The sequence below is a fragment of the Burkholderia theae genome (assembly GCF_048565265.1).
In the GTDB taxonomy this organism is placed as follows: domain Bacteria; phylum Pseudomonadota; class Gammaproteobacteria; order Burkholderiales; family Burkholderiaceae; genus Burkholderia; species Burkholderia theae.
This window is the reverse complement of sequence record NZ_CP183463.1, coordinates 1,350,514-1,373,216: the sequence shown is the minus strand read 5'-3', so window position 1 is coordinate 1,373,216 and position 22,703 is coordinate 1,350,514. Positions and strand designations below refer to the sequence as shown.

Annotated in this window: 22 protein-coding genes; 4 read left to right on the top strand and 18 right to left on the bottom strand. The window is 64.9% G+C overall.

The genetic code is table 11. The features are described 5' to 3' along the window. Positions 1-44: 44 nt before the first annotated feature. From ACN22W_RS38755 to ACN22W_RS38705, 11 genes are all read right to left on the bottom strand, one after another. Entirely contained in the window at positions 45-632 is a 588-nt protein-coding gene (locus ACN22W_RS38755) for a hydrolase (RefSeq protein ID WP_048246495.1), read from the bottom strand. An 8-nt stretch (positions 633-640) separates the two neighbouring features. Then, on the bottom strand, positions 641-2,137 hold the full coding sequence (locus tag ACN22W_RS38750; RefSeq protein ID WP_419690302.1) for an MFS transporter: 1,497 nt from the start codon (positions 2,135-2,137) through the stop codon (positions 641-643). A 388-nt stretch (positions 2,138-2,525) separates the two neighbouring features. After that, positions 2,526-3,281, bottom strand: coding sequence for a histidine utilization repressor (gene hutC, locus ACN22W_RS38745; protein WP_412025676.1), 756 nt, complete (start codon positions 3,279-3,281; stop codon positions 2,526-2,528). Positions 3,282-3,352: 71 nt separating this feature from the next. Beyond that, positions 3,353-4,846, bottom strand: a complete 1,494-nt coding sequence (locus ACN22W_RS38740) for an HAL/PAL/TAL family ammonia-lyase (RefSeq protein WP_419690301.1) — start codon at positions 4,844-4,846, stop codon at positions 3,353-3,355. A gap of 7 nt (positions 4,847-4,853) precedes the next feature. After that, on the bottom strand, positions 4,854-5,645 hold the full coding sequence (locus ACN22W_RS38735; protein ID WP_048246498.1) for an ABC transporter ATP-binding protein: 792 nt from the start codon (positions 5,643-5,645) through the stop codon (positions 4,854-4,856). A 27-nt stretch (positions 5,646-5,672) separates the two neighbouring features. Beyond that, positions 5,673-6,419: an ABC transporter permease gene (locus ACN22W_RS38730; RefSeq protein WP_129518023.1), complete on the bottom strand. Its 747-nt coding sequence runs from the start codon at positions 6,417-6,419 to the stop codon at positions 5,673-5,675. 12 nt (positions 6,420-6,431) lie between these two features. After that, positions 6,432-7,154 (bottom strand): ABC transporter permease, encoded by a 723-nt coding sequence (locus ACN22W_RS38725; protein WP_419690300.1) that lies wholly within the window; start codon positions 7,152-7,154, stop codon positions 6,432-6,434. A gap of 101 nt (positions 7,155-7,255) precedes the next feature. Continuing rightward, positions 7,256-8,116 (bottom strand): transporter substrate-binding domain-containing protein, encoded by an 861-nt coding sequence (locus tag ACN22W_RS38720; protein WP_419690753.1) that lies wholly within the window; start codon positions 8,114-8,116, stop codon positions 7,256-7,258. 377 nt (positions 8,117-8,493) lie between these two features. Next, on the bottom strand, positions 8,494-9,492 hold the full coding sequence (locus ACN22W_RS38715; protein ID WP_419690299.1) for an ABC transporter substrate-binding protein: 999 nt from the start codon (positions 9,490-9,492) through the stop codon (positions 8,494-8,496). Between the two features lie 41 nt (positions 9,493-9,533). Next, complete coding sequence (locus ACN22W_RS38710; protein ID WP_419690298.1) at positions 9,534-9,878, bottom strand: DUF3088 domain-containing protein; 345 nt, start codon at positions 9,876-9,878, stop codon at positions 9,534-9,536. A gap of 105 nt (positions 9,879-9,983) precedes the next feature. Next, a complete protein-coding gene (locus ACN22W_RS38705) occupies positions 9,984-10,367 on the bottom strand; it encodes a hypothetical protein (RefSeq protein ID WP_419690297.1) in 384 nt (127 codons plus the stop codon). Between ACN22W_RS38705 and ACN22W_RS38700 the strand changes: the two genes are divergently transcribed. Continuing rightward, positions 10,366-11,550 (top strand): porin, encoded by a 1,185-nt coding sequence (locus ACN22W_RS38700; protein WP_419690296.1) that lies wholly within the window; start codon positions 10,366-10,368, stop codon positions 11,548-11,550. The two genes, ACN22W_RS38705 and ACN22W_RS38700, sit on opposite strands and share 2 nt — an antisense overlap. A gap of 335 nt (positions 11,551-11,885) precedes the next feature. Here ACN22W_RS38700 and ACN22W_RS38695 read toward each other — a convergent pair whose 3' ends face one another. The 3 genes from ACN22W_RS38695 to ACN22W_RS38685 form a co-directional block, all read right to left on the bottom strand. Beyond that, positions 11,886-13,460: a S8 family peptidase gene (locus ACN22W_RS38695; RefSeq protein WP_419690752.1), complete on the bottom strand. Its 1,575-nt coding sequence runs from the start codon at positions 13,458-13,460 to the stop codon at positions 11,886-11,888. Positions 13,461-14,349: 889 nt separating this feature from the next. Continuing rightward, positions 14,350-15,279: a TauD/TfdA dioxygenase family protein gene (locus ACN22W_RS38690; protein WP_419690295.1), complete on the bottom strand. Its 930-nt coding sequence runs from the start codon at positions 15,277-15,279 to the stop codon at positions 14,350-14,352. A gap of 167 nt (positions 15,280-15,446) precedes the next feature. Then, positions 15,447-16,655, bottom strand: a complete 1,209-nt coding sequence (locus ACN22W_RS38685) for a hypothetical protein (protein ID WP_419690294.1) — start codon at positions 16,653-16,655, stop codon at positions 15,447-15,449. A gap of 318 nt (positions 16,656-16,973) precedes the next feature. Here ACN22W_RS38685 and ACN22W_RS38680 point away from each other — a divergent pair, with 318 nt between their 5' ends. Further along, entirely contained in the window at positions 16,974-17,258 is a 285-nt protein-coding gene (locus ACN22W_RS38680; RefSeq protein WP_193102825.1) for a helix-turn-helix domain-containing protein, read from the top strand. Then, the gene (locus ACN22W_RS38675) at positions 17,248-18,552 is read left to right on the top strand and encodes a HipA domain-containing protein (RefSeq protein WP_419690293.1); all 1,305 of its coding nucleotides are present in this window, start codon (positions 17,248-17,250) and stop codon (positions 18,550-18,552) included. The genes ACN22W_RS38680 and ACN22W_RS38675 overlap by 11 nt, the downstream gene beginning before the upstream one ends. Positions 18,553-18,589: 37 nt before the next feature. Here ACN22W_RS38675 and blaOXA read toward each other — a convergent pair whose 3' ends face one another. Continuing rightward, complete coding sequence (gene blaOXA / locus ACN22W_RS38670) at positions 18,590-19,381, bottom strand: class D beta-lactamase (protein ID WP_419690292.1); 792 nt, start codon at positions 19,379-19,381, stop codon at positions 18,590-18,592. 424 nt (positions 19,382-19,805) lie between these two features. On the opposite strand from blaOXA, the gene ACN22W_RS38665 reads away from it, so the two are divergent. After that, the gene (locus tag ACN22W_RS38665) at positions 19,806-19,949 is read left to right on the top strand and encodes an HHHH-motif protein (RefSeq protein ID WP_164992156.1); all 144 of its coding nucleotides are present in this window, start codon (positions 19,806-19,808) and stop codon (positions 19,947-19,949) included. A 268-nt stretch (positions 19,950-20,217) separates the two neighbouring features. Here the strand turns inward: ACN22W_RS38665 and ACN22W_RS38660 are convergent, their stop codons facing one another. The 3 genes from ACN22W_RS38660 to ACN22W_RS38650 are packed head-to-tail and all read right to left on the bottom strand — an operon-like array spanning position 20,218 to position 22,674. Continuing rightward, positions 20,218-20,916, bottom strand: a complete 699-nt coding sequence (locus ACN22W_RS38660) for a thioesterase II family protein (protein ID WP_419690291.1) — start codon at positions 20,914-20,916, stop codon at positions 20,218-20,220. Beyond that, positions 20,913-21,923 (bottom strand): DMT family transporter, encoded by a 1,011-nt coding sequence (locus tag ACN22W_RS38655; protein WP_419690290.1) that lies wholly within the window; start codon positions 21,921-21,923, stop codon positions 20,913-20,915. The genes ACN22W_RS38660 and ACN22W_RS38655 overlap by 4 nt, the downstream gene beginning before the upstream one ends. Beyond that, positions 21,910-22,674, bottom strand: coding sequence for an SDR family NAD(P)-dependent oxidoreductase (locus tag ACN22W_RS38650; protein WP_193102831.1), 765 nt, complete (start codon positions 22,672-22,674; stop codon positions 21,910-21,912). The genes ACN22W_RS38655 and ACN22W_RS38650 overlap by 14 nt, the downstream gene beginning before the upstream one ends. Between the last annotated feature and the right edge of the window lie 29 nt (positions 22,675-22,703).

The following is a 22,703-nucleotide window of genomic DNA, read 5'->3' as shown; positions in this document are numbered from 1 at the left end:
AAATGGCTCTGTATGAATGGTGCACGCCGAACACGCCGCTTCGTTCAGCGCGAAAACGCCTGCTCCAGTGCCGCCTCCACGTCGGCCGTCGCGGCCACCTGCCCGAGCTTCGGGAAGATCTGCGTCAGCGCGAAGGTCTGCGCGTCGGTGGACGACGTGCTGACCGCATCGCTGACGACGACGACGTTGTAGTTGTTCTCGTATGCCTGGCGCGCCGTCGATTCGACGCCGATGTTGGTTGCGATCCCGGTCAGCACGATGTCCGTGATGCCGCGCCGGCGCAGTTGCACGTCAAGGTCGGTGCCGGTGAACGCGCCCCACTGGTGCTTCGTCACGACGATGTCGGACGGCGCCACGCCGAGTGCCGGCGCGAACGCGCTCCATTCGGGATCGAGATTCGGCGGCGCCGACGGCGCATCCGTCTTGACCTTCAGCGCCACGCCGCCGTCCGGCTGGTAGCTCGTGTGCACGTAGATGACGGGAAGCTGCAGCGCGCGGAACGCGGTCGCGAGCTCGACCGTCTTCGCCACGACCTGCGCGCCGGTGTACGGCACGACCGGCAGCGACACGATGCCGTTCTGCAGATCGATCGCGACCAGGGCGACCGTGCGATTGAGCGTCGGAATGGACATGTAAAACCTCACTTCTGTTGGGAGATGGAAGAAGCGGCGGCGTCCAGGTGCCGGCTCGATGCCGCGTTGAGCAGCAGCAGCACGCTGATGACCGCCAGGACAATGGCCAGCTCGCGCAGGCCGCGATCGCTCGCCGGATGGCCGAGCGCCAGCCCGACGAGCGCAAACGACAGGCTGCCGCCGACATACTGCGCGGTGCGGTACAGCCCCGAGGCCGTGCCGATCCGGTCGTGCGGCGCGCTCTGGTAGAGCGCCGCCTGGTTGCCGAGATTGTTGAAGCCGTTCGGCACGCCGAACACGATCGACAGCAGCACGATCGACCAGACCGGCATCGCGCTGGTGAGGAAACTCATCACGACGCTGCCGACGCACAGCATCGCGGAGCCGATGATCAGCACGGGCCGCGAGCCGTGACGGTGCGCGAGGCGGGTCGCGAGCATCGTCGCCACGGTGCCGATCCCGGCGACCGGCAGCATCACGAGGCCGGCATCGGCGGCGGACAGGTGCTTGGCTTCCTGCAGCCACATCGGCAGCGCATAGAAGATCGCGTAGAACACTGCGTAGGTGCCGACGCAGCGCAGGTACGTGCTCGTGAGTGCGCGGTTGTCGCTCAGCATGCGGATGTCGATCAGCGGTGTCGCGGCCCGCCGCTCGCGCCCGACCAGCATCGGGCACAGAACCAGCGTCGCGACCAGCAACAGCCAGTCGGGCTCGTGCGATACCGATTGCAGGAACTGCAGCAGGCTCGCGAGCGTCAGGACGAACAGCGCGACGCCCGGCAGGTCCAGCTCCTTCAGCGTGCCCCGCAGCGTGCGGCGTTCCTGCGCGCCGCGCGGGACGACGTCGGCCGGAATCCACAGCCACGCCAGCACGAAGGCCAGCAGCACGATCGGCACGTTGATCCAGAAGATCGCGCGCCAGCCGGCGAACTGCACGAGCGCGCCGCCGAGCGGCGGCCCGAACGCGACGGCCACCTGTGCTGCGACCGAGATCGCACCGAGGCCGCCCGTCGGCGTCGCGCCGTTCGCGTGCCGCTGCGACCACGTGCGGATCATCGCCATGCCGGCCGGATACGCGGCGGACGTGCCGATGCCGAGCGCGACGCGCGATGCGATCAGCCACCCGAGCGACGGTGCGAACGGCGCGAGCGCGGATGCGATCAAGACGATCGCGAGGCCGATGCAGAAGATCCGCTTCGCGCCGAACCGGTCGGCGAGCCGCCCCATCGTCGGCTGGCCGACGGCCGTCGCGAGATAAAGGCCCGACACGAGCCACATCGTGTCGATGCGTTCATGCCCCTGCGGGTTGAACGCCTGCTGGATGCTGACGAGCGCGACCGCGATCATCGACGAGTTCAGCGCGTTGAGCAGCGTCCCGAGCACGATCGGGCCCACCAGCCGGGACGGCAGGCTCAGGCCCGCCGCGCGCGCATTGCCGCCGCCTGCCGGCGGGACGCCGGGGCGCGGGGGTGACGCTTCCGCAGGTCGATCGGGAGTCGTTTTCATGGCATCGTCGAGTGGTGGATTCGCTTCGTTCGAGCAAATTCGAACGTGCGTTCACCTTACCGGGACGATTGCCGTGAATGAAATGGATTGTTGCGATGCACACATTCGTCGCTTGAATGCAGATCGCGAGCCGGATGCGCAAAAGCGGCCCCGGCAGGTCGGGAATAACGACGGAAAACTCGCCGCGCCCCTTGTCAGACGGCCTTATCCCGGGAGCGCCACGAATCTTGCCGAGTGCCTACGAAATGATTTGCCCCGGCGCACCTCCACCGGCAAATGACCGTTTTATGCGGCAGTGCGGCGAGAATTCAGAGCGGTCGCTCTAGACCGGCACGATGAAACGCATATCGCTACGCGGGATTGAACCGCCGGGTGGCGACCCGCACGCTCACACCTTCCCCGCCAGATGAAACCGCGACGCCGGATGCCACAAGCGCACCGACGTCGCGACATGCTCGCCGACCCACGTGCGGCGCCTCAATAACAGACACGGCTCGCCGATTTCCATCACGAGATGCCGGCGCACCTGCGCGTCGGGTTTCTGCGCGTAGATCCGGAACTCCGCGCGCTGGATCGGCGCAAGCCGCACCATGTAGTGATTCGGCGTCTCGACCGTAAAGTCCTGTTCGAGATACGCGGGAAACAACGCCGGATTGACGTAACGATCCTCGAACTGGATCGGCTCCTCTTCCTCGTAATGCACGATGCGCGAATGGAACACGGGCCCCGAACGCAGCCCGAGCGCTTCGACCGCCTCCTGATCGTCGCTGCTTTCGATCAGCAACACGCGAGCGCTGTGCCGATGGCCGCGCTCCGCGATCTCGTCCGCGATGTTGCGAATTTCCAGCACCGTCGATTCGTAATGCCGCCGTTCGACGAACGTGCCGGCGCCCTGGATCCGGGTCAGCACGCGCTCGGCGGTCAGCTCGCGCAGCGCGCGCGACACCGTCATCCGCGCGACGCCGAACTCCTTGACCAGTTCGGCCTCGGTCGGAATCGCGCCGCCGGGCTTCCAGTCGCCTTTCGCGATCCGCTCGACGACGTAGCGCTTGATCTGCTGGTAGGCCGGCAACGCACGCGCCGGCACGTCGTCGCCTGGTGCGCTCGCCTGCCGGCCGGCGAGTTGTCGTTCCGCTTCGTTCATGCGCCCTCGATCGAATGAATGATGGATCGCCCGCTGGCCGCCGCGATGTCACGGCGGCCGGTCTCCCGTCGTTACATCACGGGCGGCGGCACACCCGCGACGATGCCGGCGGCGATCGCGATGTCGTCCGCGAGCGGCCGGTCGTCCCGGTACGCCGGCACGCGTTCGCGCACATGCCGCCACAACGTGTCGGTGGGGGCGGCCCGCGACGCGCTGCCCGCCTGCAGATCGTAGGCCTGCGCGGCGGCCAGCAGCTCGATCGCCAGCACACGCGTCGTGTTCTCGATGATGTCGAGTGCCTTCAGCGCGGCCGGCGTCGCATGGCACAGATGGTCTTCCTGCAGGCCCGACGTGATGCCGCCGTCGAGGCTCGCCGGCCCCGCGAGCCGCTGGTTCTGCGCGACGAGCGCGACCGCCGTGTACTGCGCGATCATGAAGCCCGAACAGGTACCGCCCGGCGTCGCGAGGAATGCCGGCAGCCCGCTCACGAGCGGATTGACGAGCCGGTCGAGACGCCGTTCGGCGATCGCCGCGACCTGGGCCATCGCCGCCGCGAGACTGTCCATCGCCAGCGCGATGCCCGCGCCGACCGCATGCGCTTGCGAATGGACGGCCGGCGCGTCGCGCGTGCCGGCCACGATCGGATTGTCGGTCACCGACGCCAGTTCGCGATCGACCACCTCCGCCGTCACGTCGAACACGTCGCGCGCCGCGCCGTGCACATGCGGAATCGTGCGCAGGCTGAGCGGATCCTGCGTATGCCGACCGCTTGCCGCCGCGAGCATGCCGCTGCCGGCGAGCAGCGCACGCAAGCGCGCGCCGACGTGCCCGATGCCGGGCGAAATCCGCAACGCAAGCGACGCCGGATCGAATGCGGCGAGCTGCCCGCCGAGGTTCTCGAAACTCATCGCGGCGACCCAGTCGGCCCAGTCGAGCAGCCGCTCGGCACGGGCCAGCGCGAGCGCAGCCAGGCCCGTCACGCACGGCGTGCCGTTGACGAGGCTCAGCCCCTCCTTCGCGCCGAGCACGAGCGGCGCGCGGCCGATGCGGCGCAATGCCTCGTCGCCGCGAATCCGCTCGCCGCGGTGGCGCGCGTGGCCATGGCCGATGCAGACGAGCGCGACATGCGCCATATGCGTCAGATAACCGACCGAGCCGTGCGCGGGCACCTCCGGCAGGCAATCGTGTTCCAGCAATGCGACGAGCTGGTCGACGACGTCGGCGCGCACGCCCGAATGACCGTGCGCGTAGTTGTTGATTGCCGCCGCGACGATCGCGCGCGTTTCCGCCGCGCCGAGCGGTGCGCCCACGCCGACCGCGTGGCTCATCAGGATGTTGCGCGACAGCGTGCTCTGCTGCGCCGGCGACACGATCACGTTGCACAGCGCGCCGACGCCCGTGTTGACACCATACGCGCGGATGCCGCGCGCGACGATTTCATCGACGAGCTCGCGGGCCGCGACGACGCGCATGCGCGCTTCGTCGGCGAGTGCAAGCGGTTCGCCCGCGGCCACCGCCGCGATCTGCCGCCAGTCGAGCGGCCTTGCCGAACGGAATACGGTCATGACGGCCTCAGTTCGCGGAACGGTCGTGATGGCTCGATACGAACTGCCGGAAGCGCTCCGAGCACTGGCCGCCGAACAGATCACCCGGCGTGCCGTCCGAATCGACCTCGCCCTGATGCAGGAACATCACGCGGTTAGACACGTGACGCGCAAAACCCATCTCGTGCGTGACGACCAGCATCGTGCGCCCTTCCTCCGCGAGCGAGCGCATCACGCGCAGCACCTCGCCGACCAGCTCCGGATCGAGCGCCGACGTCGGTTCGTCGAACAGCATCACCTTCGGATGCATCGCAAGCGCACGGGCGATCGCGACGCGCTGCTGCTGGCCGCCCGACAGGTGCGCCGGATAGTAGTCGCGCTTGTCCGCGAGGCCGACGCGTGCGAGCAGCGCCTCGGCCTCCTCGACCGCTTCCGCGCGGCTGCGCTTCTGCACGCGCAGCGGCCCTTCGACGAGGTTGTCGAGCACCGTCATGTGCGACCACAGGTTGAAGTTCTGGAACACCATCCCGAGCTGCGAACGGATCCGGTCGACCTGACGCCGGTCGCCCGGCTGCAGCTTGCCGTCGCGCGCGCGCTTCATCTTCAGTTCCTCGCCGGCAAGCGCGACGGTGCCGTCGTCGGGCGTCTCGAGCAGGTTCAGGCAGCGCAGGAAGGTGCTCTTGCCCGAGCCGCTCGCGCCGAGGATCGAGATCACGTCGCCTTCGTGCGCATCGAGCGAAATGCCCTTCAGCACGTGGTGATCGCCGAACGACTTGTGGATGTTCCTGACCGACAGGGCAACGGGAGCAGCGGTGTTCATCGGATTCTCCGGGAAAGAGGGATGCGCTCAGGACGCGACGCGCCGGGCGTTGCGCGCGGCGGCGGCCGCCTTGCCGGCCGGCTTCGGCGCGCGCAGGTGGCCCGACAGCCGCCATTCGAGCGCGCCCAGCACGCGCACGACGATGAAGTTCAGGCCGAGGTAGATGAGGGCCGCGCACACGAACACCTCGGTCGTCCGGTAGGTCTGCTGGATGATCTGCTGCGCGACGCCCGTCACTTCCCACACCGTGACGAGGCTGGCCAGCGCGGTCGACTTGACGAGCAGCACGGCTTCGGTCGAATACGCAGGCAGGCACTGACGCAACGCGATCGGGCCGATCACGCGCCGCAGCAGCGCGAAGCCCGACAGGCCGATCGAATAACCGGCCTCGATCTGCCCGACCGGCACGGCCATCAGTCCGCCGCGCAGAATCTCGGCCGTGTAGCCGGCGGTACACAACGCCAGCGACAGCACCGCGCACACATACGGTTCGCGCAGCAGCGGCCACATGAAGCTCTCGCGAATCACGCCGAACTGGCCGAGCCCGTAGTACACGAGGAACATCTGGATCAGCAGCGGCGACCCGCGAAACACGAGGATGTATGCGCGTGCGAAGCGGTTCGGCAGCCAGTGCGGCGACACGCGCATCGTGACGATCACGAGCGACAGCAGGCCGCCGAGCACGAGCGACGCGAAGAACAGGCCGAGCGTGGTCGGCACGGCCGCGAGCAACTGGCGCAGCGTGTCGATGAGGAAGTCGAAATCGATGGACATGCGTGCTCTCCGTCAGTTGCGCGCGAAATTGCGGCGGAACGAGCGGCCGACGATCGCCTCCGCCCGATTGAACACGCGGTTCGACAGGCCCGTCATCACGAGGTAAAGCGCGCCGCCCGCGACGAAGAACACGAAGTACTGGTGCGTCGAGTTCGCGGCGATCTGGCTCGTGCGCAGCAGCTCGGCGAGCCCGGTGACCGAGATCAGCGCCGAGTCCTTGAGGCTCAGTTGCCACACGTTGCCGATGCCGGGCAGCGCGAAGCGCAGCACCTGCGGAACCAGGATGCGGCGCAGCACCATGCTGCGCGGCATGCCGATCGAGCGGGCCGCTTCGAGTTCGCCCTTCGACACGGCCAGCACGGCCGCGCGGTAGACCTCCGCCTGATACGCGCCGGAAATCATCCCGACCGCCAGCGCGCCGATCACGAACGGCGGCACGCCGATGAAGCCTTCCGCGCCGAACCACTGGCCGATGGTCGTCACGAGCGTCGAGCCGCCGAAATAGAACAGGTAGATGACGAGCAGTTCGGGCACGCCGCGAAACACCGTTGTGTAGAGATCGCCGAGCAGGCGGGCGCTGCGGTGGCGCGACAGTTTCGCGGCCGCGATCGCCGCGCCGATCACGGCGCCGACCGCAAGCGCGGCGAGCGTCAGCGCGACCGTCATCAGCGCGGCGAGCAGCAGCACACCGCCCCAGCCTTCGGTTCCGAAGCCCAGCATTTCAAGGATCGCCATGCGTGCCTCCCGGCAAGCGTTGAGTGAATCGGCAGGATGCGCGCCGCCGCGCGTCGCGGTGTCGTTGCGTATCGCTTACGCGGCGGCTGCCGGACGTGCGCTTACGGCGTGACGTCGGTCTTGAACCACTTGTCGGCGAGTTTCTTCACGGTGCCGTCCGCGAGCGCCGCGCCGATCGCCGCATCGAACTTCGTCTTCAGGTCAGCGTCCTGCTTGCGGAACGCAAGACCTTCGCCCGGCCCCCAGATCGGCCCGCCGAGCTTCGGGCCCGCAAGCACGATCGACGCGTTTTCCTTCTTCTCGATGTTCGCCGCGTAGTACGTGACGTCGTCGAACGACGCATCGATGCGCCCGGCCACGAGGTCGAGATCGCGCTCGGGCGAGGTCTTGTACACGCGGATCGACGCGATGTCCTTGAAGCTGTCGTTGATGAATTTCGTATAGACGGTGCCCGACTGGATGCCGATCGTCTTGCCCTTCAGCTGCTTGCGCAGCGCGTCGACGGTCGGCTTGTCGGCGTTCGCGTCACCGGTCAGCTTGACGGCCGGTGCACCGGGTGCAGCCTTCGGGATGATCTTCGTGTCGGTGACGGCGAACGTCGCCGGCGTGGCCGCATAGGGGCGCGAGAACAGCAGGATCTTCTCGCGCTCCGGCGTGATCGAGATCGCATCCATCAGGACATCGAACTTGCCGGCCTGCAGGCCGGGAATCATCCCGTCCCAGTCCTGCGCGACCATGTTGCACTGGACCTTGATCCGGCCGCAGACATTCGCGAGCAGTTCCGGCTCGAAGCCACCGAGCTTGCCGCCCGGCAGCGTGAGGTTCCACGGTGCGTAGCCGCCTTCGAGCGCCACCGTCACCGTCTTCCACTCCTTCGCCTGCACCGGCGCGGCGAGCGTTGCCGCCGCGGCCGCGATGACGCCGATCGTCTTGACTGCCCACTTGATGCGCTTGCCGTTCACGAGATTTCTCCTTGCGTTGAAGTTCGTCATCCCTTCGGTCATGCAAGCCGCCTCAGGAATTTGTCTATACAAGCATGCAAGAAGAAAAACGGCAGGACAAGCGTCGACAATAAAAATCGACGCAAACGCGGGAAATCCCTTAATTACAGGCCTCCGGCGTGCCTCGTTGCGGGGAATCCAGGCACGAATTTGGTGCAACAGACCTAGACGAATCGCAAGGATGACTAGACAAATTTAGAATTCGATTATTGTGCGCTTGCCACTCGACTCGTGGAGACAGGCCTGTCGGGCTGACCGGCATTGCGTCTGCGGATTGGATGTCCGGTCGATGCTCGATCGGGTATTTCGACCTCGCCAGCCTCACTCTCAACATAACCTCACGCCGACGCCACCAGCGCGTTGAACGACGTATCCCACAGCGGCGCGACATTGGCCGGCCCGTCCAGCACGCCGATCCGGGCGAACACGTCCGCGACCTGCTGATGCTGCGCAACCACGTCGGGCGTCACCGGCAGCAGCGCATAGTCTTCGCTGCGCTGCTCGAACATCGCGACGAGATCGGCAACCGGCACGCGCGTCTCGCGGTTCTGCACGAGCGCATAGTCGTGAAAATGCCCGTTCGCCCACGCATACGCACGCCGAAACCGCAGCAACAGGTCGCCGGTCGCCGCACGACGACGCGCATCGTCGAGCGTGCGGGGATTCGCGTAGACCGGGAAATTACCCGACAGATAACCCTTCCCCGTCTTCAGCACGCGCGCGCCGTAGCGATTGCGCGCGAGCTGGCCGTTGTAGCCGTAGATCGCCCATGCATCGATGTCGCCGCGGTCGTACGCGGACAATCCGTCGGTGGGCGACAGGTTGATCGGCTGGATGTCGTCAAAGCTGAGGCCTGCCTCCGCAAGCTGGCGATACAGGAAATAGTGCGACGTCGTCGCGCGCACGTAGCCGACGCGCTTGCCCTTCAGGTCCGCGATGCCGCGGATCGGCGTGTCCTTGCGCGCGAGCGTGACCTGGTTGTTCAGGTCTTCGCGGGCACGGGAGATGAACCGGACATTCGCTTTCTGACGCGCGGCGAACACGGCCGGAATCTCGCTGCCCGAGCCGATATCGAGCGCATCCGCATTGAGCGCCTCGATGTGCAGCACGCCGTTGTTCAGTTCGCGCCAGTCGATCCGGTATGGCGTATCGCCGAGCCCGGCCGCCTGCAGCAGCGCGCGCCAGCCGCCCTTGTAGGTCGCGACGCGCAACGTCGTGCCGGCGAGATCGGCGTTGATGGCCGGAGCGGCAAACGCGGCCCGCATGGCCGCGGGAGTCGACACGACGGCGGCGCCGGCGAGCAGCAGGCGGCGGCGTGCCGCCGAAATTGACGACATCGGATGCTCCTGTCGATCAGATGAGAAGTTGAACCGTCGCGTCAATGCAGCACCGGAAATCCATGGCGCTCGGCCAGCAGTTCGAGGATGCGGCGCGCATCGGTGACGAAGCGCACGTCGCCGAGCGTCTGCGCATCGTTCGGCACCGGCTGATCGCGGCCGAGCACGAGCACCGGCAGGCCCTGGTGCGCCTCGTCGAGTGCTTCGATCACCGTATGCCGCGGCCGCTCGAACCCGACGCGCTTCACGTCGAGGCGGCCGGCGCGGTCGGGCGCGCTCGCCAGCAGCCCTTCGATCGACAGTCCGTGCGGACAGACGAAACGTTGCCCCGGATGCTTCGGATCGGCAAAGCCCGGTTCCAGCAGAAACAGCACATCGCGACTCATGTCAAACGGCTCCCGTGTTCGTTGTTCAGCCGGGACGAACGCGCGCTTGCGCGCCCTCCTGTTCCCGGTGCATGCCGGCCCGCGACCGGATGCCCGACTCTACCGTCACGCATCGCCCGCCCCTACCAACGTTTTGCGGAATCGATATGCGGGTGCGCGTAGCGCATCGGCCGTGCGCCGCACAGAGGGTCGTTGCGTAAATGCATCGCGCACCGAACGGCATGTATTGCGCACATCGAACGATTTCACCGATCGATATGACGGCGATCGCGCATTTCCGGCGGTCGACGTTCGCCGTCGGTGCGATGCGTTCGCCGCAGCATGCGTGCCGGATGCGATGGCGACGCACATGCCGGGCTTGCGGCATTGCACATTGCAAATCGGCCGCGCATCGATTTGCAAACCACGGATCGGCCGTTCATCGGAGTGCCCGTCGTCAATAGCATCGTGATCCTCGCAGACGTACCCATAAAAACAGAGGATGGTCATGATCAAGAAATCGGTAGTCCTGGGTTTGGTTTCGATCGGTTCGGTCAGCGCGCAGGCGCAGAGTTCGGTCACGTTGTACGGCGTCGTCGATGCCGGTATCGCCTATACGAACAACCAGGGCGGCGCCAGCAACATCCAGCAGACGAGCGGCAAGCTGAGCGGCAGCCGCTGGGGCCTGAAAGGCGCGGAAGATCTCGGCGGCGGGTTGCAGGCGGTCTTCACGCTCGAAAGCGGGTTCCGGCCGAGCGACGGCGGGCTCGGCCAGGGCGGCCGCCTGTTCGGCCGCTCCGCGTACGTGGGCCTGAGCAAGAGCGGCATCGGCACGCTGACGCTCGGCCGCCAGTACGAGCCGATCACCGATCTGGTCGCGCAGTACTCGGGGTCGGGCTTCTGGTCGCCGGCCACCCATGTGGGCGACAACGACAACATGAACCAGAGCTTCCGGCTGAACAACGCGGTGAAGTTCCGCAGCGACACGATCGCCGGCTTCACGGCCGACCTGCTCTATGCGTTCAGCAACCAGGCGAACGGCGGCGCGGGCACGGGGTTCTCGAACAACAACGCATGGGGCGTGTCGGCGAACTACGTGAACGGCCCGCTGTCGTTTGGCGGCGGTTACGTGCGGTTCAATCATCCGAATGCGACGTCGAATACGAGCGGCGCGGTGGGCGGTGCGACCTCGACCACCGGCAACGACTACAGCGGCGCGTTTTTCTACGGGCTGAACGGCGGCGTGCTCAAGCAGCAGATCGGCGCCCTGGGCGCGAACTACGCGCTCGGCCGCGCGACGCTCGGCTTCGCGTGGAGCCACACGCAACTCGACTACGTCGACGGCTCGTCGCGCAAGTTCAACAACTACGACGTGAACGCGCGCTACCAGATCACGCCGGCAGCCACGTTGATCGGCGTCTACACGTTCACCGACGGGCGCGCGAGCGGCCTGCCGGGCACCGGCGGCCAGACGCTGAAGCCGCGCTGGCACCAGTTCACGCTCGGTTTCGACTACGCGTTGTCGAAGCGCACCGATCTCTACCTGTCCGGCATCTACCAGCTCGCGGCCGGCGACCCGAGCACGGCAACGGCCGGCGGCTACCGCGCGGTCGCGGCGATCTCGAACATCGGCAGCGCATCGTCGACGAACCGCCAGGTCGCGGTCGTCAGCGGGCTACGCGTGAAGTTCTGACGGCGCGCGCAGCGGGCGCGGCGCAACAGGCACGATAAGCAAAGCGGGAACCGTTGTTTGCCGCGTCGCGCCCGGTTGCCGAGAATGTCCGTTTCCCCGCGTGCAGCCCCTGTGCGCGATACGCGTCCGAACTTGGAGCAGCCCCTTGAAACACGGACATAGCCTCTCGCTTAAACCAGCGGGTAGCCTGTTGCGTGACGCGTGGCGTGTTGGTCGTCGTCATGATTGGTCAACGGTGCAGCGAGATCGGGTCGAGATATCAATCTCCGCCGATATCATGTCTCCCCGCAACCCTGACGACGACCATCGACACGCCATGCGCGCCAGCCCCCCGGTCAACGTCGAGCGGCGGCTGCCACCGCGGCGGCAGCGTCCAGAATGCCGGCCCCGGCGGGGCGCGCGCGGCACGACTGCACCGCCCCGCCGACAGCAGGTCGGGCTGTCTGCTTGAGGATCTCGGCGATCCGGCGCGGCGTGAGCGTCGGATTGACAGTAAGCATTAGCGAGACCACACCCGTTACCTGTGGCGCCGCCATGCTTGTGCCGCTGTCCGCGCTAAAGGTATCTTTCTGCGGACTGGTTGAACCCGTATTCGAGGTCGACAGGACGTTGGCGCCGGGCGCGCTCAGCAGTACGTCTGCACCGAAATTGCTGTCCCACGCACGGCGACCGGTGTTGTCCGTCGAACCCACCGCGATCACACCCCGGCAATTCGCAGGACGGTCCAGGCCGAATTGATTCCCCTCGTTGCCGGCCGCCACGACAACAGTTGTGCCTCGTGCGACCACGTCGTCTATCGCGCGTTGCATCTCGTCACCACACCGCCCTTTCCCGCCGAGACTGAGATTGATCACCTTGGCCGGCGTAGGGTTCGCAGGCGCGCCCGGCACGTCGATTCCAGCAGCCCAGCGAAGTCCGTCGATGACATCGCTCGTCGGGCCGCCACACTTCCCCAGCACCCGGACAGGCAAGATTTTGCCGTACCAATTGACCCCTGCGATACCCATACCGTTGTTGGCCGTGGCGCCAATCAATCCCGCGACTTTCGTCCCGTGCCAGGTACTTGCCCGAGGATCGCAGTTGTAGAACCGGCTCGACCGGTCGGCCGCTTCTTCACGCGTGACCCAATTGCCCGGATCGATCGCATCGGGCCCGCGCGCGTGCCCGTTGTTACCTATCGCAATGCTCGTGAGGAAGTCATAACCCGGTAGTAGATTCGTGACGAGATCCGCGTGCGGCACATATCCGGTGTCCAGGACCGCGGTCACTACTGTGGGCGCTCCCGTCGTGATGTCCCAGGCTGCCGGGAGGTTGATGCCGACGGTGGGACTCGAGAGATTCCATTGCTGGGCATAGTCCGGATCCGTTGGTACGGCACGGACGTTCATCATATCGTCCGCTTCCGCGCCGGCCACATCCGGGTCCGCAGCGTAGGCTTTGACAAGCGCTTCCAGCTTAGCGGCAGGGATGATCCGGTCGAACGCAACCAGCGCAGTCGAGGCCGAAAGCATTCGCTCGATATGTGGGCGGTCGGCCCCATCCACAGCCGCAAAGATCCGTCCGCCAGCGCCCTGCTTGCCCGTCGCCGCGGCGACTCGATCAATCACCGCCGCGATCCGTCGCTCCGGAGTAACGGCGGCCATCGCTCGCCCAGCAAGGGCGACGGTTTCGAATGGCGACAGCCTTACGATCACGCCTGCCGCACCTTGGCCCCCAGTGGACGAACTCGGTGCCGTCGCCACCTTTGTACTGGAAGTACTGCAGTCCGTGTTATCGGTTGTCGTCGCCGGCGGAGTTGGCTTGTTGCCCGTGCCGCCGACAACTGCTGGCGGCACGGTTGAAACATTCGGCGGCTGGCCTCCCCCGCCATCCCCACCACCGCAACCCGTGAGCGTACCAACAACTGCAATAAGGAATACTGACAATCTTGCGCCTGCAAAGAACTTCATAGAGATCCACGTATCGTGTTGGCGAAGCATCGCCCCTTCGCCTGGCTCACGATTAATTATAGTTACGGTACTTCGACTGGTATCCACAAACGTATACGAATTACGGAATTGCAACGTTGCTGGAGGTGATCGCGCAGGATGACGGAATAACGAATGGCAAATCACTCTATCTCGGACGCCGCTTCCCGGCGCACGAAGCAGCGCCAATAGCGGATCAGCATATCCCCGCCTTTCTTCGTCATTCCGTTACTTTTCATAATTATCATTAATTTTTAGCTCATCAATTCAAAATACGAAATATAAAGCATTTAATTTCCGACACCGTAATTATTGGCAATTTCGGCAATGGATTAAATGGCATCAAAAATGACCAGTCAAATCAAATGACAAATATACACAGGCGACGTTACTCAGAAATGACCAGTCAAAAAAAGCGACAAATCTATACAACTAGTGCTATCCAATGGCGGATGAGCATGGACGAGCCGTCCGGAGTCGATCCTGGTCGCGTCTTGCGCTCTGTAAAGTTTGCGGGGAGTTGACAGCAAGATGACGACGTGAAGAAGACAAAATCTCTTTATTTCGCTATCCGTAGTACGTCATCGAATATCCGCCGCCGGACAGTTTTTCGCGCTGGTACGCAGCGAGCCGCCGCTGCACTATGTCGACGTGCCGCTACCTGACAGGAGCTGAATCCGTGGCCCGTACCTCCACCAAGAAGCCGCCGGCCTCGCTTTATCGAAAACAACTCGCGGCACGGTTCGAGGCCCCGCGCCTGTTCACCGGTTTGGCCCAAAATCCGTCCACTCCCGTCTGTGACCCGAGGCGGAAGAATGACGCGGCACGCGGCTCAGAAAGGCGCGTCGCCCTCGATCGTCGTGCGGTACAGCTTGCGGCGCAGGTGGTCGGGCGTGCCGGCGGCGAGATGCATCAGCGAACGGTTGTCCCAGAACACCAGATCGTGCGCGCGCCACTGGTGCCGATACAGATGCTCGGCACGCACGCTGTGCGCGAACAATTCGTCGAGTAGCGCGCGGCTTTCGTCTTCGGGCAGCCCGACGATGCGCGTCGTGAAATGCTCGCTGACGAACAGCGCGTGGCGGCCCGTTTCCGGGTGCGTGCGCACGATCGGATGAACGACCGCGTCGACCTGCGCGATCTGCTCGGGCGACAGATTCGGCCGCCACGGGCTGCGTGCCTGCAGTTCCGCATAACGCGCGAGGTACGTGTGCTCGGCGCGCCGCCCTTCGATCGCACGACGCAAGTGGGCCGGCAGCGTGTCCCATGCAAGATGCATGTTCGCGAACAGCGTATCGCCGCCTTCCGCCGGCAGCTCCTGCGCGTGCAGCAGCGAACCGAGGCTCGGTTTCTCCTTGTACGACAGGTCGGAGTGCCAGAAATGGCCCGCGTCGCCGAGCCCGATCGGCTTGCCGTTCTCGACGATGTTCGACACGATCAGCACCTCCGGATGCCCGCCGAGCGCGAACTGGTGCAGCACGTGGATCTGTAGCGGGCCGAAGCGGCGGCTGAACGCGATGTGTTCGTCCGGCGTGATGCGCTGGTCGCGAAACACCAGCACGTGATGGTCGAGATGCGCGCGATGGATGCGCGCGAAACCATCGGCGTCGAGCGGCTGCGACAGGTCGAGGCCGATCACTTCCGCGCCGAGCGGCGCGTCGAACGGAACGATGTCGAAGCGCTGCGCCGCACTGCCCGGCCGCGCGGCGGGCGGATGCCCGGCGGATAGCGTTGCAGCGTCGCGGATGGCGGAAGTCGTCACGGCACGGCCCCTGATTCGGTCAAAACGCGAATCTACGAGTGCGTGCCGGACTGCGTCAACGAAGCGATTCGGATACGTTTATCTGCTGCGGTCATAAAGATCGCTGCTCGGGCATACGCGTGGCAACGGCGGTTGCGCTGGGCACGGAACCGCGCCGGGCGAGGCCATCACGCTTCCGTCGACGGATCCGGTACGCGCACGATGCCCTCCGGATACCGGATGTCGATCAGGCCGTCCCGATCGCGGATACCCATCGACGATACGACCTCCACGCTCGCGCGGTCGACGCCTTCGCACACGGCCAGATTCGTGTTGGTCCGGTAGTAGACGCGATGGTCGTCGACCGCAAAGAACCGCGTCAGGAACCGCAGGCTTTTGGCATCGATCCCGGGCAGCGGCTTGCGGTAGTTCTGCCCCCACAGCACGTGGCCGTCATCGTCGATCAGCACGTCGTGAAAGACGCCGCGCGCGGTCTCGACGTCGATGTGCCCCGGCTTGGTCACGATCTTGCCGTCGTAAAGAATCTGCGCGCCGAGCCGCGCATACCGGTAGCCGAGGCCGACCACGCCGGCCGGATCGTCGATGCCGCGCTTGCGCACGCCGGCGCAGAATAGATGCTTCGCATCCCGCGCATACGCACCGCCGATAGTCGTCAGGCTGGCGACATCGGCCTTGACCACGGTCAGGTAGCGTTCGCCGAGACCGTAGATATCGGTGCCGAAATAGTAGGCCTGCCGCGAATCGCGATACCAGTCGCCGCCCAGCGATTCAAGCGTCGCGGCATCGCCATCGGCGACGAGCCCGTCGCCTTCGTCGTCGTAGCTGAACGCGGCGCCGCTCGCGTAGTAGCGCAGCCCCGATGCATCGACGGCAAAGTTGTCGACCAGATGCCGAAAACTGCCGAGATCGAAATTGTTGAGCGCACGATACCGATGGCCACTGCCGACGCGGGCCCATACGCGTTCGCCATCGCTGTGGAACGGTCCGCCGAGCGGCGCCAGCGGCTCGGTCCGCGTGTCGCGCCGTTGCCGCGCCTCGGCCTCCTGCTGGCGTTGCGCCTCCTCGGCATCGTAGATCGCCTGCTGCTCCGGCGTAACCGCCGATGCGTCCAGATGCTGCTGCAGGTGGAGCGCATGCAGCGATTGCACGGTCGCGATACAGAACACCGCATGCGGGATCGAGCGCAGATACAGCGCCCAGTCCTCGTCGTCGCACCGGTAGAACCCGTGCACCGCCTCGCCGTCCCATCCGGCCGGATCCGTGCGGGCCAGCAGCGTGGCCTTGACGTCGCCGACCTTGCCGGGCACGACGAAGGAAATGCTGTAGCCGGTGTCGCCGAAGACTTCGAGGCTGTCGTCCTCGAACAGGCTTCGCATCCGTTTTTCCAGTTCTTGTACGGTCATGGGTTCCAGTCAGGCAAGGGTCGCGCCACGGCATGGCGCATGCGCCGCGGTCATTCTAACCATGTCGACACGCGCCGCCTCCGTCCCCTTCGGGACACGCAAAACGCGTATCCGCCCGGATACGAAAACGCCGTCGACCCCGATTCCATCACATCCGGTTCCCGATCGGGTACGAAACAGCCGATCCATCACCCATTCGTCGTTTTCGTTTCCGTCCGGATACGAATCGACGCCTGCACCCGCGAGTTGTGCAATACTGTTCCCGATCAGATACGAAGCACGGAGAACGTCATGCCGGAGACCCTGTCCGTCAACACGATCGGCGCGCTCGCCAACCTCATCCGCGCGGCGCGGCTCCAGCAGGGGTTCACGCGGGACGAGCTCGCGAACGCCACGGGGCTCTCGCCGAAGTTCATCAGCCAGGTGGAAGCCGGAAAGCCGACCGCGCAGATCGGCAAGGTGCTGCAGTTGCTCGGCGAACTGGGCGTGCACCTGCTCGCGCAGTCGTCCATCGAGATTTCGGCGGAAAACGCGCTCAAGGCCGCTCAACGCCGCAGGAGCCGCCATGGCGACTAGAACGCTGATCGCATCCGCGAACGGGCTGCGCATGGGCACGCTGACCGACGACAAAGGCGTCTGGTCGTTCACGTACGACGCGCAGTGGCTGGCCTCGCCGCGCGCGTATCCGCTGTCGCCGGCTTTCGCGCTGCGCGCCGGCACCTTCACCGACAGCTCGACCGATCGCCCGGTCCAGTGGTTCTTCGACAACCTGCTGCCCGAGGAAGGCATTCGGACGTCGCTCGCGCGCGAGGCGAAGGTCGATGCCGCCGACGCGTGGGGCCTGCTCGCATACTTCGGGCGCGAATCGGCCGGCGCGCTCACCTTGCTGGCCGAAGGCGAGCAGGAAGCGGCCGGCAGCATGCAGCCGCTTGCGCTCGACGAGCTCGAACGCCGCATCCAGGCGATGCCCGAGCGCGCGCTGACGGCCACCGCGCCCAAGCGCATGTCGGCGGCCGGCGCGCAGCAGAAACTGCTGCTGATCCTGCGCGGCGACGCGCCGGACTACGCGCTGTTCGAACCGGTCGGCAGCGAACCGTCGATGCATCTGCTGAAGCCGGACATGCGCGCCGCCGGCTACCCGCATTCGGCCATCAACGAGTTCTTCTGCATGAAGCTCGCGAAGCGGATGGGCCTCGACGTTCCGGACGTGCATTTTCTGCGCGCGCCGTCCGCGTGCTACGTGATCGACCGTTTCGACCGCGATACCGCGGCGGAGCCGGCCGGACGCCTGCACACGATCGATGCGATGCAGTTGCTCAACTACGATCGCGGCTTCAAGTACCAGCGCGCGAACGCGGCGGAACTCGGCCGCGCGATCGCGCAGACCAGCACGCGTGCGCTGGCGCGCCTGTCGGTGTTCCGCTGGTCGATTTTCAACGTGGTGGTGGGCAATGCCGACGCGCACCTGAAAAACCTGTCGTTCTTCGTCGACGCGCGCGGCTACCGGCTTGCGCCGTTCTACGACATCGTCAGCACGGTCGTTTATCACGCGCCCACGCACCGGCCCGACCACCGCGGCGATCATTGGCCGCACTGCGAACTGACGATGCCGCTCGGTGCGGCGACGCGCTTCTCCGACATCGATACGGATGCGCTGATCGCATTCGGCAACGCGCTCGGGCTCAAGGAGAAGGCGGCCGAAAACGAGCTTCGGCGTTTTCTCGAACCGCTCGATCGCAGCGTCGCGCAGACGCTCGATGAAGTCCGGGATATAGCGCGCCCCGACGCCGGGGAAATCCGCCTGCTGAACTCGATTGCCGCGATGCCGATCGCGGAAATGAGCCGCGCGCTTCGCCGGACGCAGGGATAGGCGGCTACGGTTCCTTGCTGAATCGTGTCGGCAAGCCTCAGCCCGGTAATGCGTCAAGAGACCGTAATACCTGGCGGACGATTTTCTCGCGCTTCGGCAAGTCTTCCATCCGGTTCGGCGTATCGATGTTGAGCGCGAAGAATACCGGGCCGTCAGGCCATTCAACCCACCCCACCCACCAGCCGATCTTGCCGCTCCACCCGGATTTCGCACGAAGAATCCAGTCTCGACCCGCCTCATTGATCAGGACATCCTTGACTATCAACTGGTGTTCGACGCGAAACGGCAAGGTGTTGTTGTAGAGACGGCGCAAGAAAGCGATCTGTTCCTGAGCGGATATTGCAAGATCCCCGTCGACCCAGAACGGTTCCGCGCCACTTGAAAGCGCATTCCCGTAGGGAATCTTCCGCATGTATGCGGCTTCATTTTCTCGACCGATTTCCTTTGCAAAGCGCTCGAACACCCAGACAGCCGAGTTGCGTACGGCAGAACGCAAGTCCTGGTCGTGATTCCACGCGTCGATAGGACGCTTTACACCGTCCCAGGGAATGATCTGAAACTCGTCGCGCAACACACCGGCGTCGAGCGCAATCAGGCTGTGGGGAATCTTGAAGGTCGACGCGGGCGACAGGCGTTGCGCAGCGCGCTCCCTGTCGTGCACGAAGACAACTTCTTTTCCACCTCTCAGGTCGGCGACGACAAGCGTGCCTTGTGCGTTGGCTTCGGTAAAGTATTTGCCCCAGGTTTCGCCGTCAGGTGCAGCAGCAAATGCGCCACTTGAAACCGCGGCCGTGGCGAAAGAGGCAAGTAAAAAGCGACGTCGATTCAATCTTGTGTAGTCCTCTTCAATGTTCCATCATGTCCAGACCGAACTCGGCCAGGCAATCAGGGGGCTGGCAATCATAGCATTTCGCTCCGCGCTTATTTCGCTCACCGCAATCACCTGTACTCGGTTTGCCGACGATTTGTGTTCGTGGTTCTTAATTCCCACTGGGCCGTTTTCGACCTCCCGACGTGATATTCGCGGGCCGCCGACATCCCGGGCTGCATCACCCTCTCCGAGCGGAAATGACGCTTGCCGCGCACTGTTCATCGAGAATCCCCAAGGGTGACAATCGTTCAATTTTCGCCGCGCGGGGCCAAGTAGCATGGATTCCAAGTCGCGCGAGTCAGGCAGGAGCCAGACTTCAGCGTGATGTCTACCGCGACGGAATCGTCACCACTAACAACTGCTACATCTCTGGAGAAGCACGATGAAAAGAGCGAAAGCACTGCTGCTCGTCGGTCTGGTTACGGCTGCCGCCTTTGCGGCACTGGCACCCGAGGCGGCGCAGGCGAGCCCCCACAAGGTCTGCCACTTGCATCATCTGCATCGCACCTGCCACTGGGTCCGCTGATCCGCCCGACGCTCGGTAGCAACACGTACCAGCAGCCCGGGAAAACAGTCACCGAAAGCCGATCTCACGGGATCGGCTTTTTCAATTCAGGTGGGAGAGCGACGGCTCAAACCGTTACTGGTTCCGCAATAGGGATTCACTGCTCAGGGCGCCCGTGGTCGCGCCGGGGGGGTGGATACGTTTACCGGATGGACCGCCCGCCAAGAAAAGTTGTCGCCGGACGGGCGTCGCGAAGACCAATGTCACCGATCGACAGGAATCGGGACGATCACGTCAGCGCTTCAGCCACGGCTGGCAATACGCGGTGAGGATGCTCGTGCAGAAAGAAATGCCCGCCGGGAAACGCGAGAACGTCATGGCCGGCACGACTGTAGCGCGCCCATTCAGGCAGCCACGCGGCCGCCACCGCGGTGTCGTCCTCGCCATGCATGACGACGATTCTGCAATCGAGACGCACACCGGATTCGATCGTCGAACGGGATCGAAGCATGACGAGATCGTCACGAAAGCGACCCAGATAATGTTTCAGGAAGCGCCCATTCGACACGAGCGCATCGGGCACACCCCCGACTTCCGTCAGCAGATGCATCAACCGCCCGTCATCGAGTTCGCCTTGCTCTGCATCGGATGCACGGTGTGGCGGATTCCTGCCGGACACGAACACGCATCGCGGCGCAGCCTCTCCTCGCCGGGCAAGCGCGCTCGCGACGTCGAATGCCAGAAGCGCGCCCATGCTGTGTCCGAACAACCCGTAGGGCATGCCGCCGGCCTGATCGGCGGAGATGACATGAGCAAGCTCTCGCACGGCCTGATCGTAATTCGCGTAGGCGCTTTCACCATATCGCACACCACGCCCGCGGTATTCGAGCGGGACGATTTCCAGCCCGTCGGGCGCCAGGCCTGTCCATCCGGCGAAGCTCGAGGCCTGTCCGCCGGCGTGCGGGAAGCAAAACAGGCGTCGTGTCATGGCCGGTCGCTCCGCCCTGCACCGGACGGCACGACTGCGCGCCTCGCCGTGCCCGCATGCGTCATCGTGATGCCGATCGCAACCAGCACGAGCGCCGGCACCACGTACCATCGCAACGGTTCTCCCAGCAACGCCGACGACAACAGCACGCCAAAGATCGGTACGAGAAAGAGATAGACCGATACGGCCCCCGCCTTGTTATACGACATCAGGCTGTTCCAAAGCAGGAAACTCGCGGCCGATACGAACGCCAGATAGGCAAGCATGAGCGCCGCCCCGAACGAGAAGTCGAACGGCGCAACACCGACGTTCGCAGCGCCGACCGCGATCAACGCAACACCACCGACCAGCATCTGCATCGCGGTGAGCGGCAGCACGGGCAGGATCGCGGGCGCCGCCTGCTTGCTCAGCATGTTTCCCAATGCCGCGAAGAACATCGCCAGCAACATCAACGCCTCGCCTCGTCCCATCGTGAATGCGTAGCCGTTGGCCATCACGTGATAAAACACGATGCCGGCAAACCCCAGTACGGCGGCCGCGGCCTTGGTCGGAGTCATGCGATCGTCGGCATGCATCAGATGGGCGAGCCCCAGCTGAAAAAACGTGAGCGTGCCGGCGATGATCGAGCCTTCCATACCGCTGCTCAGCGCAATCCCCGCATAAAAGAACACGTATTGCAGGAATGTCTGCACGGCTCCCACGCGCACGATCGCAACGATCGTTGCCCGGCGCGGCGGCGGCCGCGAGACACCCGCGACGGCCATCAGCGCGAACAGCAGCAACGCCGCCAGTACGAATCGATAGCCAGCGAACTCGATCTGCAGGAATGTGTCGCCGCGCTGAATGCCCAGCATGCCGTATCCAACCTTCACGACCGGAAACGCGCTGCCCCACAGACAAGTCGCGGCCAGCGCCGTCACGAAGCGGCCCGCGGGCGCCGCGAGAAAGTGCGTGACGCCGGACGATGTCGGCTGCAACGCGCGATCGACCGGTTCATTTCGCAACATAACCTCCATCGACCAGAAGGTCCGCTCCGGTAATGAAGGAGGCATCTTGCGACGCGAGAAAGCACACGGCCGCCGCGACCTCCTCCGGTCGCCCGAGTCGGCCGAGGATATGCTGCTGCGCGAGCCGGCGCTCGATGATCCCCGCGTCCAGCCCGTGTTCGTCGATATAGCGGTTACCCGACGTCGATGCGATATAGCCCGGGCACACGCTGTTGACACGAATATTGTGCCTGGCGAAATCGATTGCCCAGCATTTCGTCAACCCTCGCACCGCGAACTTGGTTGCGTTGTAGACCGCGAATTGCGCTTGGCCAACCAGCCCGCTGATCGACGAGAGATTCACCACCGCTCCGCCGCCCGCCGCCACCATGAGCGGCAGGCAAAAGCGGGTGACGAGCGAAGTGCCGATCACGTTGACGCTGCAGAGCGCGTTCCAGTCGTCGACCGTCGCGTCCACACCCTGTCGGGCAAAGAGTGCGGCGTTGTTGACGAGCACGTCGATTGCCGGCGTGGCCGCACCTATTTCCCGGAACGTATCGCTCACCGAACGCTCATCGCGAATGTCGACCTGCATCGCCCGGCATCGCACGTCGCTTTGCCGTTCAAGTTCGTTTGCGACGGCGAAAACAGCCTCGCTCCGGTCAAGCAGCCACAATGCGCACTGCTCCTCCGCGAAGCGGGTCGCGATCGCATGGCCGATTCCGGCCGCCGCACCAGTCACCACCGCCGTCTTGCCGGCCAGTCCCCTCATCGATGCCCTCCCCGTTGCGAATCGTTCGT

Bases quoted from the DNA above. Each gene is read 5' to 3' on its own strand.
- ACN22W_RS38755 (WP_048246495.1), bottom strand. From the start codon at position 632: ATGTCCATTCCGACGCTCAATCGCACGGTCGCCCTGGTCGCGATCGAT.
- ACN22W_RS38750 (WP_419690302.1), bottom strand. From the start codon at position 2,137: ATGAAAACGACTCCCGATCGACCTGCGGAAGCGTCACCCCCGCGCCCC.
- hutC (WP_412025676.1), bottom strand. From the start codon at position 3,281: ATGAACGAAGCGGAACGACAACTCGCCGGCCGGCAGGCGAGCGCACCA.
- ACN22W_RS38740 (WP_419690301.1), bottom strand. From the start codon at position 4,846: ATGACCGTATTCCGTTCGGCAAGGCCGCTCGACTGGCGGCAGATCGCG.
- ACN22W_RS38735 (WP_048246498.1), bottom strand. From the start codon at position 5,645: ATGAACACCGCTGCTCCCGTTGCCCTGTCGGTCAGGAACATCCACAAG.
- ACN22W_RS38730 (WP_129518023.1), bottom strand. From the start codon at position 6,419: ATGTCCATCGATTTCGACTTCCTCATCGACACGCTGCGCCAGTTGCTC.
- ACN22W_RS38725 (WP_419690300.1), bottom strand. From the start codon at position 7,154: ATGGCGATCCTTGAAATGCTGGGCTTCGGAACCGAAGGCTGGGGCGGT.
- ACN22W_RS38715 (WP_419690299.1), bottom strand. From the start codon at position 9,492: ATGTCGTCAATTTCGGCGGCACGCCGCCGCCTGCTGCTCGCCGGCGCC.
- ACN22W_RS38710 (WP_419690298.1), bottom strand. From the start codon at position 9,878: ATGAGTCGCGATGTGCTGTTTCTGCTGGAACCGGGCTTTGCCGATCCG.
- ACN22W_RS38700 (WP_419690296.1), top strand. From the start codon at position 10,366: ATGATCAAGAAATCGGTAGTCCTGGGTTTGGTTTCGATCGGTTCGGTC.
- ACN22W_RS38705 (WP_419690297.1), bottom strand. From the start codon at position 10,367: ATGACCATCCTCTGTTTTTATGGGTACGTCTGCGAGGATCACGATGCT.
- ACN22W_RS38685 (WP_419690294.1), bottom strand. From the start codon at position 16,655: ATGCGAAGCCTGTTCGAGGACGACAGCCTCGAAGTCTTCGGCGACACC.
- ACN22W_RS38680 (WP_193102825.1), top strand. From the start codon at position 16,974: ATGCCGGAGACCCTGTCCGTCAACACGATCGGCGCGCTCGCCAACCTC.
- ACN22W_RS38675 (WP_419690293.1), top strand. From the start codon at position 17,248: ATGGCGACTAGAACGCTGATCGCATCCGCGAACGGGCTGCGCATGGGC.
- ACN22W_RS38665 (WP_164992156.1), top strand. From the start codon at position 19,806: ATGAAAAGAGCGAAAGCACTGCTGCTCGTCGGTCTGGTTACGGCTGCC.
- ACN22W_RS38660 (WP_419690291.1), bottom strand. From the start codon at position 20,916: ATGACACGACGCCTGTTTTGCTTCCCGCACGCCGGCGGACAGGCCTCG.
- ACN22W_RS38655 (WP_419690290.1), bottom strand. From the start codon at position 21,923: ATGTTGCGAAATGAACCGGTCGATCGCGCGTTGCAGCCGACATCGTCC.
- ACN22W_RS38650 (WP_193102831.1), bottom strand. From the start codon at position 22,674: ATGAGGGGACTGGCCGGCAAGACGGCGGTGGTGACTGGTGCGGCGGCC.